General features: G+C 72.6%; 12 protein-coding genes and 1 pseudogene. 7 read left to right on the forward strand and 6 right to left on the reverse strand.

All coding sequences use genetic code 11. The annotated features are described in order from the left end of the window. Positions 1–34 precede the first annotated feature (34 nt). Together Saso_RS10280 and Saso_RS10285 are read left to right on the forward strand one after the other, a co-directional pair. A pseudogene (locus Saso_RS10280) lies at positions 35–784 on the forward strand (S8 family peptidase); the annotation flags it as partial. A gap of 212 nt (positions 785–996) precedes the next feature. Then, on the forward strand, positions 997–1545 hold the full coding sequence (locus Saso_RS10285) for a GAF domain-containing protein (RefSeq protein ID WP_189918785.1): 549 nt from the start codon (positions 997–999) through the stop codon (positions 1543–1545). A gap of 112 nt (positions 1546–1657) precedes the next feature. On the opposite strand, the gene Saso_RS10290 is transcribed toward Saso_RS10285, so the two are convergent. Next, a complete protein-coding gene (locus Saso_RS10290; protein ID WP_189918787.1) occupies positions 1658–3343 on the reverse strand; it encodes an AfsR/SARP family transcriptional regulator in 1686 nt (561 codons plus the stop codon). A 532-nt stretch (positions 3344–3875) separates the two neighbouring features. Further along, a complete protein-coding gene (locus Saso_RS10295; RefSeq protein ID WP_189918789.1) occupies positions 3876–4328 on the reverse strand; it encodes a hypothetical protein in 453 nt (150 codons plus the stop codon). Positions 4329–4523: 195 nt separating this feature from the next. On the opposite strand from Saso_RS10295, the gene Saso_RS10300 reads away from it, so the two are divergent. Further along, a complete protein-coding gene (locus Saso_RS10300; protein ID WP_189918791.1) occupies positions 4524–5852 on the forward strand; it encodes a cytochrome P450 in 1329 nt (442 codons plus the stop codon). 187 nt (positions 5853–6039) lie between these two features. On the opposite strand, the gene Saso_RS10305 is transcribed toward Saso_RS10300, so the two are convergent. Continuing rightward, on the reverse strand, positions 6040–8277 hold the full coding sequence (locus Saso_RS10305; RefSeq protein ID WP_189918793.1) for an FUSC family protein: 2238 nt from the start codon (positions 8275–8277) through the stop codon (positions 6040–6042). 229 nt (positions 8278–8506) lie between these two features. Here Saso_RS10305 and Saso_RS10310 point away from each other — a divergent pair, with 229 nt between their 5' ends. Further along, positions 8507–8824 (forward strand): hypothetical protein, encoded by a 318-nt coding sequence (locus Saso_RS10310; RefSeq protein ID WP_189918795.1) that lies wholly within the window; start codon positions 8507–8509, stop codon positions 8822–8824. A 54-nt stretch (positions 8825–8878) separates the two neighbouring features. On the opposite strand, the gene Saso_RS10315 is transcribed toward Saso_RS10310, so the two are convergent. Continuing rightward, positions 8879–9829 (reverse strand): SGNH/GDSL hydrolase family protein, encoded by a 951-nt coding sequence (locus Saso_RS10315; protein ID WP_229901104.1) that lies wholly within the window; start codon positions 9827–9829, stop codon positions 8879–8881. 171 nt (positions 9830–10000) lie between these two features. Further along, positions 10001–10639, reverse strand: coding sequence for a TetR/AcrR family transcriptional regulator (locus tag Saso_RS10320; protein ID WP_229901105.1), 639 nt, complete (start codon positions 10637–10639; stop codon positions 10001–10003). A 108-nt stretch (positions 10640–10747) separates the two neighbouring features. Here Saso_RS10320 and Saso_RS10325 point away from each other — a divergent pair, with 108 nt between their 5' ends. The 3 genes from Saso_RS10325 to Saso_RS10335 all read left to right on the forward strand — a co-directional run bounded on the left by Saso_RS10325 (position 10748) and on the right by Saso_RS10335 (position 13764). Beyond that, on the forward strand, positions 10748–11482 hold the full coding sequence (locus Saso_RS10325; RefSeq protein WP_189918798.1) for an SDR family oxidoreductase: 735 nt from the start codon (positions 10748–10750) through the stop codon (positions 11480–11482). A 223-nt stretch (positions 11483–11705) separates the two neighbouring features. Further along, complete coding sequence (gene ctaD, locus Saso_RS10330; RefSeq protein WP_189918799.1) at positions 11706–13397, forward strand: aa3-type cytochrome oxidase subunit I; 1692 nt, start codon at positions 11706–11708, stop codon at positions 13395–13397. Beyond that, a complete protein-coding gene (locus Saso_RS10335) occupies positions 13384–13764 on the forward strand; it encodes a cytochrome C oxidase subunit I (protein WP_229901106.1) in 381 nt (126 codons plus the stop codon). Before ctaD ends, Saso_RS10335 begins: the two co-directional genes overlap by 14 nt. Before the next feature lie 182 nt (positions 13765–13946). On the opposite strand, the gene Saso_RS10340 is transcribed toward Saso_RS10335, so the two are convergent. After that, positions 13947–14765 carry an SDR family NAD(P)-dependent oxidoreductase gene (locus Saso_RS10340; protein ID WP_189918801.1) on the reverse strand — a complete coding sequence of 273 codons (819 nt, stop codon included), beginning with the start codon at positions 14763–14765 and terminating at the stop codon, positions 13947–13949. Positions 14766–14780: the final 15 nt, after the last annotated feature.

Here is a 14780-nt window from a genome sequence, read left to right on the forward strand (position 1 = left end):
GCGGCCGGACGACATCCGGGTCCCGGCGGCGGCCATGGGCGGCCCCGTCACGCCCGACTGGGCGTGGGGCGGCTCCACCGGCCGCGGTGTCCGGGTGTGCATCGTCGACAGCGGGGTGGAGCGCGACCACCTCATGGTCGGGCGGGTGGCGTCGGCGCACGTGGTCGTCGAGGGGGACGACGGCCGCCCGCGTACGGTGCCGTCGGACAGCGGCGACGCGTGCGGCCACGGGACCGCCTGCGCGGGGATCGTCCGCGAGGTCGCCCCCGACTGCGAGCTGCACAGCGTGCGGGTGCTCGGCGAACGGTTCACCGGTACCGGCGACTTCCTGCTGGCCGGTCTGCGGTGGGCCGTCGAACAGGGCTTCGACGTCATCAACATGAGCCTTTCGACCACCCACGAACGCTTCCTGCGCGAGCTGCACGAGCTGGCCGACGAGGCGTACTTCCGCCGGTGCGTCGTCGTCGCGTCGGCGCACAACAGCCCCGTGGTCAGCTTCCCCTGGCGGTTCAGCTCCGTCGTCTCGGTCGGGAGCCACCAGGAGGACGACACCGGACTGCACCTGTACAACCCGGATCCGCCGGTGGAGTTCTACGCCAAGGGTCAGGACGTACGCGTGGCGTGGCTGGACAACTGCGTCACCCGCACGACGGGCAACAGCTTCGCCACACCGCGCGTCGCGGGACTGTGCGCGCTGATCCTGGCCAAGCATCCGGCCCTGACCGTCTTCCAGCTCAAGACCGTGCTCTACCTGACGGCGGCCAACGTCCGGGTGCCGGACCGGGCCGACGGGACCACGCCTACGCCCGCCGATCCTGTGACCGCCGCCGCCGCCCCGCCCCGGCCCGGGTCCGGCGCGGACCCGGTGGGCGACGGCCTCGCACACGCGCACGGTGCCGGCCCGCCGGCCGCGCCGGGGGACGACGGGCAACGCCACGACGGCCGGCCCGGATCACCCCCGCCCCCAGAAACCGAACCGGAGAAGTGAGGTCCGCGGTGTCCCCGATTCTTCCTTCCGACGACACCCACGCGCTGTTGCAGTCCGTGGTCGACGTGGCCCGGGCCATCTTCGCCGCCGCCGCGAGCTCGGTGTTCCTGCTGGACGACACGGCCGGCGAACTGGTCTTCCAGGCCGTCTCCGGGGAAGGCGAGGACATGCTCGTCGGCACCCGATTCCCGGCCCACCGGGGCATCGCCGGCTGGGTGGCCTCCTCGGGGCAGGCGATGATCGCCGACGATCTGGCGAGCACCCGGACCTTCGCCCGGGATCTCGCCGAGTCCACCGGCTACGTCCCGAACGCCCTCATGGCCGCACCGCTGTTGTCGCAGCAGAGGGTCCTGGGCGTCCTGGAGGTGCTCGACCCCTCGCCCCGGCCCCGGGCGGGCCTCGAAGACCTCGACCTGCTCTCCCTGTTCGCCGCGCAGGCGGCCATCGCCCTGCGCGTCACCGGCCGTTCCTCCGGCACCGGCACCACGGCCCCGGGCGCCACCGACGAGCAGCTGACGGACGCGTTCCGCGCCTTCCTGCGCGATCGCTCCCACTGACGGCGGACCGACGAAGCCCAGGCGTGCCGCAGTTCAAGCCCCGACGGATGATAAGCATGATCATGACAATCCGAGAGGGCGATGTCCGGTTCGGCGGCACGCCGTTCGCCGCTCACGTGCCCGCCACCGGCGGCAGGTCCACGGCCGTCAGGCCGGTGACCCGGCGGCCGAACTCATGGGTGAACCCGGACATGCCGTACGCGGCGAAATGGGCACTGACCTCTCCCGCGGGCGGCATCAGCAGATTGCACTCGTGCAACTCCTCCACCTCGGCGATCACCTGGTCGTACCGGAACGGCGGAGTGAGCGACGACAGTCTCCGATAGGCCAGCCGCTGCTGCTGCGGAAGATCGCGCCAGAAGGCCTCGTACCGCTCCCGCAGCACGAGTTCACCGACCGCCATCTCGTCCAGCAGGGAGGGAGCCACGCTCAGCCGGTCGGCGTAGTCGGCCAGCCGCACATGGCGCAGCGATTCGAGTTTCGCAGCGATGATCCGGATGGCCAGCGGAAGCCCCTCGCAGCACTGGACGATCCGCCGCGCCGACGCCTGGTCGCTCATCACCCGCCCGAACCCGACGATCCGGCCCAGCAGTTCGATCGACTCTCCCCCCTGGAACGGGGGAAGTTCCACCCGCGCCACCGCCTCCAGCCCGCTGAGCCGGTACCGGCTGGTCACCAGGGTGCAGCTGGCACCGGACCCGGGCAGCAGCGCCAGCACGGTCTGCTGCCCCACGGCGTCGTCCAGCACGAGCAGGATCCGTCGGCCCGCCACCCAGGTCCGCCACCGGGCCAGAGCCTGCGCGACGTTCTGCGTCCCCGGCAGACCAACGCTGTCCAGCAGTGCCCGCAGCACCGACCCCAGCGGGCGGTTGCCCAGCTCGGTCATGATCAGCCCGTCCGGGAAGGCGTCGGCGAGGAGATGCGCCACCCGGACGGCCAGCGCGGACTTGCCCACCCCCACGGGCCCGGACACGACCATCACACCGCTCTCCCGACGGGCACGGAAATACCCGAGCGCCCGCTGCACCTCGTCGGCACGGCCCACGAAGTCCGGCAGGTCGCGCGGCAGTTGATTGCCCGGCCCCGGACGGCGCTCCGGCGCGGGAGCCCCCAGGAGACGCCGGTGCAGCGCCGCCAGCGCGGGACCCGGCGTCACGCCCAACTCCCTTGTCAGCGCCCGCCGTACGCTGTCGAAGTGGGCCGCGGCCTCGCTCTGCCGGCCGGTCGCCGCGAGCGCCGTGATCCATGCGGCGGCGAGCCGTTCGCGCAGGAGGTGACGCACGACGTGTTCCTGGAGCCGGTCGAGCACGAGGGCGTGGCGGCCGCGGCCGTTCTCCAGCTCCGCCCAGTCCTCCAGGACCGACACCTGCATCTCCTGGAGCCGGTCCACCGCCGCGGTCAGATACGGCACATCGCCGAACTCCCGCAGCGGGCGGTCCTGCCAGAGTTCCAGGGCCCTGACGAGCGCGTCGCACGCGGAGTCCGTGTCCCCGTCACGGGTGCGCCGCCTGCCGATCCGGGCCAGTTCCTCGAACCGCAGCAGATCGCACTCCGACGGTTCGAGCCGCAGCAGGTATCCGCCCGGCGTGTGCGTCAACCGGCCGCCCAGCACGCGGCGCAGACGGGAGACGTAGACCTGAAGGTTCTTTCTCGCGGTCCGCGGGGGCCGGCCGTCCCACAGGGCGTCGATGAGGCCGTCGACCGATAACACGTTGTTGGCCTGGCTGACGAGAACGGCCAGTAACAGACGCGGTTTCGGCCCGCCGAGATCGGCTGTCCCGCCCCCGTCGACCCGCACACAGATTTCCCCGAATGCAGTGATCAACCGATTCATACATCGACATTGGCACAAGCCCTTCCTCCCCGCAGGAGGTCCCGACCAGCAAGTTCCTGCTGTTTAGACGCATGACCCCGGCGCACGCCGACACCGCCTCGGCGACCGCGTACGGGCCGCGAGTTTGCGATGATGCGACTGCGGAGACGCGAAGGGCGGACCCGGATTCCACTCCGCCCGAACGGCACATCGGGAATGCATGTGTCGCACACGTTTTGTCCCTGTCGGAACGCCGCATTCAGTCACCTCGGTGCACGACACGGGCGAGCGGTCCCCTCGCCCTTCCCGCAGGCAACGGACCCGGGAACCCGGAACTAGCTGCCACGACCGCCCCACGACACCACACCCCGTACCGCAGCCCGACGACGGCTCCGCGAACCGCGCCGGCCACAGCAGCCCCGCACTGCCCCACCCACCCCGCCGTCAACCGTGCCCCTGCGCCCGGGGGAGGCCTGCCGATCCCTCGACGCGGCGGGCTCAGTTCCGACGGGGGCGGTCAGTAGCTCCAGCTGTAGAGGCCGCCACCCGTGTCCACGGCAGACACCGCAAGCCGGGCGACCCCCTTGAGGACGGCCGTCAGATCGTCGTCGGTCATGTCGTCGCGGTCCTCGGACCGCAGCCGCGCGCTCCAGCGGCCTGCGAGCTCGTCGAGTGCGGCGGCGCTCGCGCCGGCCAGTGCCCGGGTCAGCCGCATCGGGAAGGCGAACACCTCGATGCCGTCGTTCAGGGGAGCGGTGACGTACTCCGGCCATGTCCATTCATGGAGTCGCCCGAGCGGGGGAAGTTCGGCCGAGGGCTTCTCGAAGTACATGTCCCACTCCGCGATGGCACTGTCCGCCTCGATGAAATGGCAGGTCACCGATCTCAAGGCCCTGCCCGGTCCCCGCAGACGTGTCGCGGCGGCGGCCTCGTCGTCGGGGGCGAGGAAGAAGGCTATGTCGTGGGCCATCCGACCATGATCGCAGCACGGCGGACGAAGGGAGCCGGGAGTGGGGCCGCCGCGTTTGAGGCTCGGTGCCGGAGGACCAGCGGCGGTGTACGTCGTATGCCGTATGTGTGACGTGTCGTCATCTGTCCCGTACAGTCCGCGTGTCGGTGGCCGGGACCGGTCGCCGGGTACGCAGCGGCCGACAGGAGAAGGCTCATGGGCCCCGAAGCCGGACTCGGCTCCGAGACGCACCCGCACACGCCCGCAGCCGCGGGTCCGGTCCCCGAGGCGGAGCCGGAGCTCGTGCGGCGGTGGCGTTCGCGGGGCGGGGAGCTGGTCGAGCTGCTGACCGAGGTGCGTGAACGGTTCGGCGGCGTCGCCGCGTTCCGCCTGGGGCCCGCCCCCACCGTCCTCGTCACCGACCCGCTCGCGGTGCAACACGTACTCGCCCGGCACCCGGACCGGTACGTCAAGCGTTCCCATCGCGCCCGGCTGCTGGTGGGCGACGGGGTCCTCTCCGCCACCGGTGAGGCGTGGAAGCGCCAACGCAGGTTGCTCCAGTCCCAGTTCACCGGCACGGGGATGCGCCGCCACGAACAGCGGATCACCGAGGCGGCCCGGACCACCGCCGACCGCTGGGCCGGATACGCCCGCAGCGGCCAGAGCTTCGACGTCGGCCGCGAGATGCGCCGCTTCGCCCTGGACGCCATCTGGCGCTCCCTGACCGGGCACGCGCTGGACGACGGGACGGAGCGCGAGCTGGACGCCGTGGCGGCCGTGGCGACCGCCCTGCCGACGCTGCCCTCGGACACAACCGAGGCGCGGGACGCCGTGGCCGACGAGCTGGCCCGGATCGACGCGGTCGCCCGGCAGGCCGTCGAGGCCGCCCGGGACGGGGCGGCGGGACCGCACGGTCCCGGCCTGCTGCACGTCCTGACCGGCGCCGCCGCCGAGCACCCGCAGTACACCGACCGGCTGGTGCGGGACGAACTGGTCACGCTGCTCGCGGCCGGACACGAGACCACCGCCACCACGTTGACCTGGCTGTACCTGCTCCTCGACCGGCACCCCGCGGCCCGCGAGGAGGCGCTGGCCGCCGGGCCCGACGGCTCGCCCCGACGCCGTCAGGCCGTCCAGGCCCTGGTCCACGAGACACTCCGGCTCTACCCGTCCGCCTGGATCCTGCCCCGGTACGCCACCGAGGACGACACCCTCGCCGGGTACAGCGTGCAGGCCGGCAGCGACATCCTCGTGTGCCCGTACCTCACGCACCGCGATCCTCGCCTCTGGGCGGAGCCGGAGCGCTTCGACCCCCGGCGCTTCGTCACCCCGGACGGCCGGCCCGCGCAACCCGGTGCCTACTTCCCCTTCGGCCTCGGTCCGCGCGCCTGCCTCGGTCTTCAGTTCGCGCTCCGCGAGTCGACCGTCCTGCTCGAACATCTGCTGCCGGCCTGCACCCCGTCCTTCTCGTCCACGCCCACGAAGACGGCGTACGGCTTCACGGTCCGCCCCGTCGGCCCCACCACCGCGACGCTGGCGGGCTAGGGCGTGTTTCGAAAGTCCCGTCTGCCCGGCGACGCCTGGCACGCACGCTCGCCGCGTTGTCGGGATCACCCCGATACAACCAGTATCGGGGCGACCCTCCGCCTTGCGATCGCACGCACCAGACGCCACCGGGCCCGCCCTCCGGGCGGACGACGCTACTTTCGAAACACGCCCTAGGGGGCGCCGGTCACGAGGTGTCCTTCTCGGCGCCCACCGTCATGGCCCCGGGGGAGTCGGGGTGGCCGGTGCCGGTGCGGAGGTCGGACGCGAGAGCGCCGAGCCACACCTCGACGTCGGCCAGGAGCGACAGGACGTGGGGCGGGGTGTCGGGGGTCGGCGCGGGTGGAGGTTTCGGCCGGAACGGGATGCCGCCCGGCGGGAAGTCCGCGGCCCGGAGGACGGCCGCCTCCGCCTCCTCGGCGGCCTCCCTGGCCCAGCGCAGTGCGGCGGGAGGGAGATCCGGGGAGCGGTCGGTGCGGGGCAGCCAGTACGCGCCGACCATGACACGCGAGGCGAAGTTCAGGGTGGCGAGGTAGTCGGGCTCCCTCGCCCGGCCGGGTCCGTCCTCGTCCGGGCGGCCGAGCCCCCGCCCCTGCCCGTCCGGGTGCCTGTGCGGGTGGGCGCGGGCCGAGGGTTCCGTGCGGTACTGCGCGTAGGAGCCCTCCGCCATGCGGAGCCGGTGCAGGGTCAGCCGTACGGCCCGGTCGGCTGGATCGCGGCCGCCCGCGGAGCCGTCCCCGTCCACCGGACCCCCACCGTCCACCGGACCCCCGCCGGTCGCTGCCACCGTCGTCGCCCGTACCACCGGCGCGGCGGCCCGCAGCAGGGCCGCCATGCTGCGCCGGGTCTCCGCGCGGGCGCCGAAGGGCCAGGCCAGCACACCGCACAGCAGGCCGACGGCGCTGCCCGTCAGGACGTCCACGACGCGCATCTCCGCGAGCCGCCATGTCACGGGCGCGATCTGGGCGAACGCCGTGGAGACGACCAGGGTGAACAGCCCCTGAGCCCAGGCGGGCCCCTCCAGGGGGCCGACCGCGAACGCGATCAGCATCATCGGGACGAGCAGACAGGCGTACACCCCGGTGGCCCCGCCCGCCCCGATGAGCAGCAGTCCGGCGACGAGCGCGCCCGCCAGGGTCCCCACGACGGCCGCGCGGACGGCGGACCAGGCGGCGACCGCGGTGGTCCGCCCCAGGGTCAGTACGGTCAGCAGCACCCAGAAGCCGTGCGAGAGGTCGAGCGAGCCCGCCACGAGACGGGCCAGCGCCAGACCGCACGCGCTGCGCATCGCGTTCTGGAAGACGACCGAACGCCGTGTCAGATTGCCGTCGAGCCGGACGAGGAACAGGCGGACCGTCGAAGTCCGCGCGTACCAGAACTGCTCACGGGGCAGGCCGTACACCGGCCGGCGGCCCCCGTACGCCAGGTCGACGGCCGTACGGACGGTCACGGCCGAGACCGCCACGGTCAGCACCGTGGACTGCCACCGCAGCACCCGGTGCGCGCGGGGGACACGTGCGCCCGGCGGACCGTCCCGAGAGGCCCGGAACTGGGCGATCATCTCCTCGATCCGCTCGGGACCGGTCCCCGGGCGCGCCCGGCGCAGCGCGTCGGCCGTCTCGGCGCACGCGGCCGCCACACCGCGCAGGAGCTCCTGCGAGGCCAGGTCCCCGGGTACCGGCCGCATCTCGGTGAGGGCGGCCAGCTGGTCCACGAGCCGCCGGGTCGCGGAGCCGGCCTGCGCCAGCGCCCGGTCCGTCCGCCCCGCACCGGTCGGCCGCGAACCGGCCGGCTGCTGCGAGAAGCGCAGACCGCGGCCGGCCGCCCTCAGCCGTCCGGCCGTCCCGGGCCCCGGGGGCCCGCCGCGGACCAGCGAGCGGGCGGCCCGGTCGGCGAGGCCGAGCGTGTCGGCGATCCTCGCGCGGTACGGCGGATCCGGCGGGTCCGGGAAGACCGCCACCTCGCACAGGACGAGCGCCGCCCCGCCCAGGGCGACCCCGGCCAACCGCTGGGGGAGCGTGTCCGGGGCGAAGGGCGGGAAGCAGGCCAGGATGTAGAACAGTTCGAGGCCGGGGACGGTACCCGCCAGCCGCGGCCCGCACACGGCGCCGAACGTCAGCACGAACCCGACGACCAGCATGCCCGCGACGGCCGACCAGGTGTCCACGGCGAGGGCCGTCCCCGCGACGGTGAGGACGGCGGCGGCCGGCCAGGCGCGCAGCACCGTCGCGGCCCGCCTGCGGCCTGGCCCCGGCACGGGGGAGAGCACACCGAACGCGATGGGCGTGAACAGGGCGTATACGGCCGTCACCGGCTGATCGAGCAGGTACGCCGCCGGATAGAACCCGGCCGCCGCGGCGGCCGACACACGCGCGGCACGCCGGCCGGCCCCCACGGTTTCTGCGAGCGACGGCCGTTCGGCCATCAGCGCTCCTCCCGAGATCGTCCGCGGCTTCCAGTGTCGCGCGGGCCGGGTGATCACGCAGGTGGGCGCCGTCCTGCCGGGGCCGGCCCCCGTGACCGCGGGCACGAGCGGGACCGGGCGCGGGCAAACGGAGATCGACAGCCCTTCGCGGGGTAGGCGAGGAACAGGACCGAGGAATCAGGACCCAGTGCTCCATGCCCATGACCCAGGATGCGAGGAAAGGAAGACGATGACGACGTACGTGATCACCGTGCCCGGCACCTTCACGGCCGAGGTCGGTCAGGAGACGCGCGCCCGGCTCGGTCGGGCCCTGCGCCCGGTCGATCCGCACCACACGCGGATGGGCAGCGAGCAGGACCTCGACCCCCTGACCGTGAACGAGGACGACACCTTCACGATCCGGCTCGCCGTCGACGCGGACAGCGCCCCCCTCGCGGAGGAGGACGCCCGCCGGCTCGCTGACTCGGCCCTGCGCGCCGTCGGCCTGGACGACACCGAGGCGCCGCTGGGACCCGCGGTCGTCACCGGCATCGACTCCGACCTCTGAAGCCTGGCCGAAGCCGCGGGAGGAGGCGGCCGCAGACCGGGCGCGGGCCGGCGGTCAGCGGCCGCCTCGCCCGTGGGCCAGGCGCTGCCACACCGCCCCCGCCATGGCCGCCTCGCCCTTGGCGTTGGGGTGCGCGGGGGCCGCCGGAGACGTGGGCTGCAACGGTTCGATCCACCGGTCGGCCGGCGACTTGCACATGTCGTGGCCGATGGTGGGACCGTAGGTGTCGACGTACTCCGCGTGGTTCCAGCGGGCCACCAGACGGAGCATCAGGTTGAGGTGCTTGCCGGTGTCCCGCAGGTAGGGGAAGTCCCGGGTCGCGAACGGCACCGTGGGCGCGCAGCCGCTGCCGTCGTCGGGCAGCAGGTCGGGGTAGCCGACGACGAGGATCCGGGCGTGCGGGGCCCGCTCGTGCACGGCGCGCAGGACCTTGGAGACCTTGGGCGCCGTCCGGGCGATGGCCAGGGTGAGGTGGTCGACCCCGGAGGCGCCGTAGTGACGCTGGCACGGGTTGCCGGTCGGGTCCTGCGGGGCGAGCTGCGCACAGGTGCCGATGATCGAGCCGAAACCGATGTCGTTGCCGCCGATCTGGACGGTCACGAGGTCGCTCTTGCGGTCCACCGCGTCGAGCTGGGGCCCGTTGGTCCCCTGCGCCTTCCACATCTGTTCGGTCGTGGCCCCGCCGCAGCTGACGTCCTTGAAGCCGGACGCCTTCAGCCGCCCGGCCACGATCGACGGGTAATTGTGGTCGGAGCGGGCGCAGTTGGCGTCCACCTGGCGAGGGATGAGGGGGCCCGAGGTGTACGAGTCGCCGAGGGCCACATAGCGGGTGCCCCCGCCCCCACCGCTCCCGCCGTGCGCCGCCGCGGGCACCGCCGAGGCCGCGACCAGGGCGCAACTGCCCAGTGCCGCGAGCAGGGTGACACTCTTCCGGCCGCGCCCCACCGGTACGCCCGTGCTCTTGCCGCGCCGCGCCGAGTCCCGCTGCGTCGAATCCCGCTGCATCGAGGTCCCTCCCCCTTGAAGTCCCTGGAGGCCTCGGGGGCATGGAGCAGCCCCCGCAGGCCCGTGCCTCGCCGACGACGTCGTCCCGTACGGCCGGCACGCCGTTTGCCTGGGCTTGTATACCGCCCGGTAGGTCACCTGGGCCAGAGCCCGGAGCGAACGGGTTGACCATCAGGTCCCGATGCCCCGCCACAGGTTGGCGACGAGGCTGTCCGCGAAGTCCTCGTCCACGGGGAGATTGGGCAGCAGCAGGCGGTGGTAACAGGCGCCCCACAGCTGGTCCACCACGACCTCCGGGTCGACGTCGGGGCGCAGCCGGCCCTCGGCCTGTGCCCCGCGCATCCGCAGGACCGCCAGGTCCCGCCGGGGGCCCGAGTAGCGTTCCAGCAAGGCGGCGGAGAGCTCGGGGTCCGTCTGCGCCTGGCCGATCAGCTCGGCGATCACCCGCCCGGCGGGGGTGAGGGTGAGTATCCGCACGAACGCGCGGAGCTGGGCCGTCAGGTCCGCCCGGAGGTCGCCGGTGTCCGGGAAGGCCAGCGCGGACTCCACGGCGTGGAAGTAGCCGTCGAGGGCGAGCGCGCCCTTGGAGGGCCACCATTTGTAGAGGGTCGTCTTGCTGACCCCGGCGCGTTCCGCGACCGCCTCGATGGTGAACGAGCCCATGCCCGCGTCGAGGAGCAGGCCGCCCGCCGCGTCCAGGACGTCCGAGCGCACCTCGGCGGCGGGCCGGCGCCCCCGGCCCCTGCGCCGGCGCGGTGGCGGACCGGCCTCGGCCGGCTTCTGGGCGTCCTGCACGGCGTCCTGTGTCACGCCTGCCTCCCGGGGGTCGTACGAGCGACCTTCAGCCTCGCATATGGACGCAGCGTTCACAACATGGTTATATGGACTCAGCGTTCATAAACAGAGTGGAGGCACACCATGTCCGAGATCACGCGCGTCGCCCTTGTCACCGGCGCTTCCGGGGGGATCGGCCGCGCCGTGGCGCGACGGCTCGCGGCCGCGGGAACGGCCGTCGGAGTGCACTACGCGGGCAACAAGGCGGCGGCGGAGGAGACCGTCGCCGCCGTCGAGGCGGCGGGCGGCCGGGCGATCGCGGTCAACGGCGACGTGGCCGACGAGGGCGCCATGTCCGACGCCTTCTCCGCCGTGGAAGAGGCGTTCGGCGGGGTCGACGTCGTGATCCACACCGCCGGTGTGATGACCCTGGGGCCGGTGGCCGCGTTCGACCTCGACGCGTTCGACCGGCTGATGCGCACCAACGTCCGCGGCGCCTTCGTCGTGGCCCAGCAGGCGGCCCGCCGGGTCCGTGACGGTGGCGCCGTCGTCACCTTCTCCACCTCGGTGACCCGGCTCGCGTTCCCCGACTACGCGCCCTACGCGGCGAGCAAGGGGGCGGTGGAGGCCATGACCCTGGTGCTCGCCCGCGAGCTGCGCGGCCGGGACATCACCGTCAACGCCGTCGCGCCCGGCCCGACCGCGACCCCGCTCTTCCTCGACGGCAAGGACCGGCAGACCGTCGACCGGCTCGCCGCACAGCCCCCGCTCGAGCGCCTCGGCACACCGGAGGACATCGCGGAGACCGTCGCCTTCCTGGCCGGACCGGGGCGCTGGGTCAACGGACAGGTCCTCTACGTGAACGGCGGCATCGCCTGAGCAGACCTGAGCGGAGGTGAGGTGTTCCCGGCGGCGGGAGGCGCGGACGCCGGTGGCCGGCCCCCCGGTCCGGCCGGGGATTACTCCACCCGTGGGTGGCGATCGCCCGTTCGGCCGTACGCCGGCCGCCGTGGCACCTCCCTCGCCACCTCGAGCCGCGAGGATGACCGGTGACTCACGTCATGGCGAGAGCGAACCGCGAGCATCAGGGAGAAAGACACCTGTGACCATCCTCAACGGCCCGGAGCAGTCGGCCGCCGCCTCGTACGACAGCGAAGTGCCGGTACGGGGCAGGCAACCCGGCAACATCGTGGTGAAGTGGCTGACCACCACCGACCACAAGACGATCGGCACCCTCTATCTGAGCACGTCCTTCGCGTTCTTCCTGATCGGCGGCGTCATGGCGCTGCTCATGCGCGCCGAACTCGCCCGGCCGGGTCTTCAGATCGTCTCGCCCGAGCAGTACAACCAGGCGTTCACGATGCACGGCACCGTGATGCTGCTGATGTTCGCCACCCCGCTCTTCGCCGGTTTCACCAACTGGATCATGCCGCTCCAGATCGGCGCCCCGGACGTCGCGTTCCCGCGGCTGAACATGTTCGCCTACTGGCTGTACCTGTTCGGCTCGTCCATCGCCATGGGCGGCTTCTTCACCCCGCAGGGCGCCGCCGACTTCGGGTGGTTCGCCTACACCCCGCTGTCGGACGCGATCCGGACGCCCGGACTCGGCGCCGACCTGTGGATCATGGGCCTGGCGTTCTCCGGCTTCGGCACCATCCTGGGCGCGGTCAACTTCATCACCACGATCGTCTGCCTGCGCGCGCCCGGCATGACGATGTTCCGGTTGCCGATCTTCACCTGGAACGTCCTGCTGACCGGTGTCCTGGTCCTGTTCGCCTTCCCCGTGCTGGCGGCCGCGCTGTTCGCCCTGGAGGCGGACCGCAAGTTCGGCGCCCACATCTACGATCCGTCCAACGGCGGCCCCCTGTTGTGGCAGCACCTCTTCTGGTTCTTCGGCCACCCGGAGGTGTACATCATCGCCCTGCCGTTCTTCGGCATCATCACCGAGATCATCCCGGTGTTCTCCCGCAAGCCGATCTTCGGCTACATGGGCCTGGTCGCCGCCACCATCTCCATCGCGGGCCTCTCGGTCACCGTGTGGGCGCACCACATGTACGTCACGGGCGGCGTGCTGCTGCCGTTCTTCTCCTTCATGACGTTCCTCATCGCCGTCCCGACGGGCGTGAAGTTCTTCAACTGGATCGGCACGATGTGGAAGGGCTCGCTGTCGTTCGAGACACCGATGCTGTGGGCCGCGGGCTTCCTGGTCACGTTCCTCTTCGGTGGTCTGACCGGCGTCATCCTGGCCTCGCCGCCGATGGACTTCCACGTCTCGGACTCGTACTTCGTGGTGGCGCACTTCCACTACGTCGTCTTCGGCACCGTCGTCTTCGCGATGTTCGCGGGCTTCCACTTCTGGTGGCCGAAGTTCACCGGCAAGATGCTCGACGAACGCCTCGGCAAGGTCACCTTCTGGACGCTGTTCGTCGGCTTCCACGGCACCTTCCTGATCCAGCACTGGCTCGGCGCCGAGGGCATGCCCCGCCGGTACGCCGACTACCTCGCGGCCGACGGCTTCACCACCCTCAACACCATCTCGACGATCAGCTCGTTCCTGCTCGGTCTGTCGATGCTCCCCTTCCTCTACAACGTGTGGAAGACCGCCCGGTACGGCAAGCCGGTCGGCGTCGACGACCCGTGGGGTTACGGCCGCTCCCTGGAGTGGGCGACGTCGTGCCCGCCCCCGCGCCACAACTTCCTCACCCTGCCCCGGATCCGCAGCGAATCGCCCGCGTTCGACCTGCACCACCCCGACATCGCCCTGGCCGAGGCCGAGGCCCATGGGGTCCGCTGAGGACCGGCGGGGGACACCTGCGAACGAGGTGTCCGGGCCGGACGACGCGGGGGCCCGCCTCGGGAACGAGGCCGAGGGATACCTCCTGTGGCAGTCCAGGATCGCCGTGGCCGAGGAGCGCGCGCGTGTGTTCGTCGAGCCGATGGACTGGCTGACCACCTCGCAGCGCGTGGAGATCCAGGGCCACTACGTCACCGACAGCCTCGACCGCGCCCGTCAGGACCTGGAACGGATCGCCGCCCGCTGCGTGTCCCTGCGCGCGGAGTACGAGCAGCGCTACCGGAAGCTGCGGCTTCGCTGCGTGGCGTGGACGCTGACCGTGTGCGGGGGACTGGTCGTCGCCACGGCCGTGTCACTGACCCGCTGACCCGGCTCCCGCCCGGGCCCCACGGCTTCGATCCGTCGGCGGTCGCGCCGCGGCAGGCGCGGGCCTGAGGACCGTGGACCTTGGACCCGACGTGGTCCCCCCGTCCGCGGGGGACCCGCCGCGCATGGATCTCTTCAGCCGCCCCCTCGTGGACGGCTTCGACTGACGCGGGGCTCCGCGCTTCAGTCGTGGCGGTGCGCGCCACCGTGTCCGGCTCCGCCGGTGCGGATTCCCAGCTCGGCCCTGGTCAGGTCGGCGACCGGCGCGGGGTCGGAGAGCCCCGGAACGCAGACCACCCGCCCCTGCTCCAGGGCGGTCAGCGAGGCGTCGACGACCCGGCCCACCGGCATGCCGCCGTCGTCATGGACGGACGGCTCCCGCCCGGGGACGGGCTCCTCTCCGCGCGAGCGGTGGAACTCCGTCGCCGTCAGACCCGGGCACAGCACCTGGACGCGCAACGGCGTCCCGGCCAGCTCGGCGGCGAGGGTACGGGTGAACGTGACCACATACCCCTTGGTGCCGGCGTAGACGGCGCGCTCGGGCAGCGGATGCGGTGGCAGGGAGCCGGCGAAGGCGAGCTGCGAAGCCACGTTGACGACGGTGCCCCGTCCCCGGTCCAGCATCGCCGGAACCGCCGCGCGGGTCAGCGCGGTCACCGCGAGCACGTTGAGGGTCAGGACCTTGGTCATGAGCGCGGGGTCGAGTCCGGCGAAAGGGCCGTAGCCGTTGATGCCCGCGTTGTTGAGCAGGAATCCCACGTCGGGGCCGGCCGCCCGCCGCGCCACACGGGTCAGGTCCTCCTGGTCCGACAGGTCGGCGACCAGGGTCTCCACCTTCGTCCCCGTCTCCTCGCGCAGCCGGTCCGCGAGGTCCTCCAGCCGCTGCGCCCGCCGGGCCACCAGCACGGTGTCCCAGCCGTCGGCGGCCAACCGGGCGGCGTAGGCCGCGCCGATCCCCGACGACGCTCCCGTCACCAGCGCCGTGCCGAGTTCCGCGTCCATCCGTCCCTCGCCCTC

This window comes from Streptomyces asoensis (assembly GCF_016860545.1).
Taxonomy (GTDB): Bacteria; Actinomycetota; Actinomycetes; order Streptomycetales; family Streptomycetaceae; genus Streptomyces; species Streptomyces asoensis.

What these genes read in the sequence shown, in the direction of transcription:
- Saso_RS10315 (WP_229901104.1), bottom strand. Translation starts at nt 9,829, where the DNA reads ATGCAGCGGGATTCGACGCAGCGGGACTCGGCGCGGCGCGGCAAGAGC.
- Saso_RS10325 (WP_189918798.1), top strand. Translation starts at nt 10,748, where the DNA reads ATGTCCGAGATCACGCGCGTCGCCCTTGTCACCGGCGCTTCCGGGGGG.
- Saso_RS10300 (WP_189918791.1), top strand. Translation starts at nt 4,524, where the DNA reads ATGGGCCCCGAAGCCGGACTCGGCTCCGAGACGCACCCGCACACGCCC.
- Saso_RS10305 (WP_189918793.1), bottom strand. Translation starts at nt 8,277, where the DNA reads ATGGCCGAACGGCCGTCGCTCGCAGAAACCGTGGGGGCCGGCCGGCGT.
- Saso_RS10310 (WP_189918795.1), top strand. Translation starts at nt 8,507, where the DNA reads ATGACGACGTACGTGATCACCGTGCCCGGCACCTTCACGGCCGAGGTC.
- Saso_RS10340 (WP_189918801.1), bottom strand. Translation starts at nt 14,765, where the DNA reads ATGGACGCGGAACTCGGCACGGCGCTGGTGACGGGAGCGTCGTCGGGG.
- Saso_RS10295 (WP_189918789.1), bottom strand. Translation starts at nt 4,328, where the DNA reads ATGGCCCACGACATAGCCTTCTTCCTCGCCCCCGACGACGAGGCCGCC.
- Saso_RS10335 (WP_229901106.1), top strand. Translation starts at nt 13,384, where the DNA reads ATGGGGTCCGCTGAGGACCGGCGGGGGACACCTGCGAACGAGGTGTCC.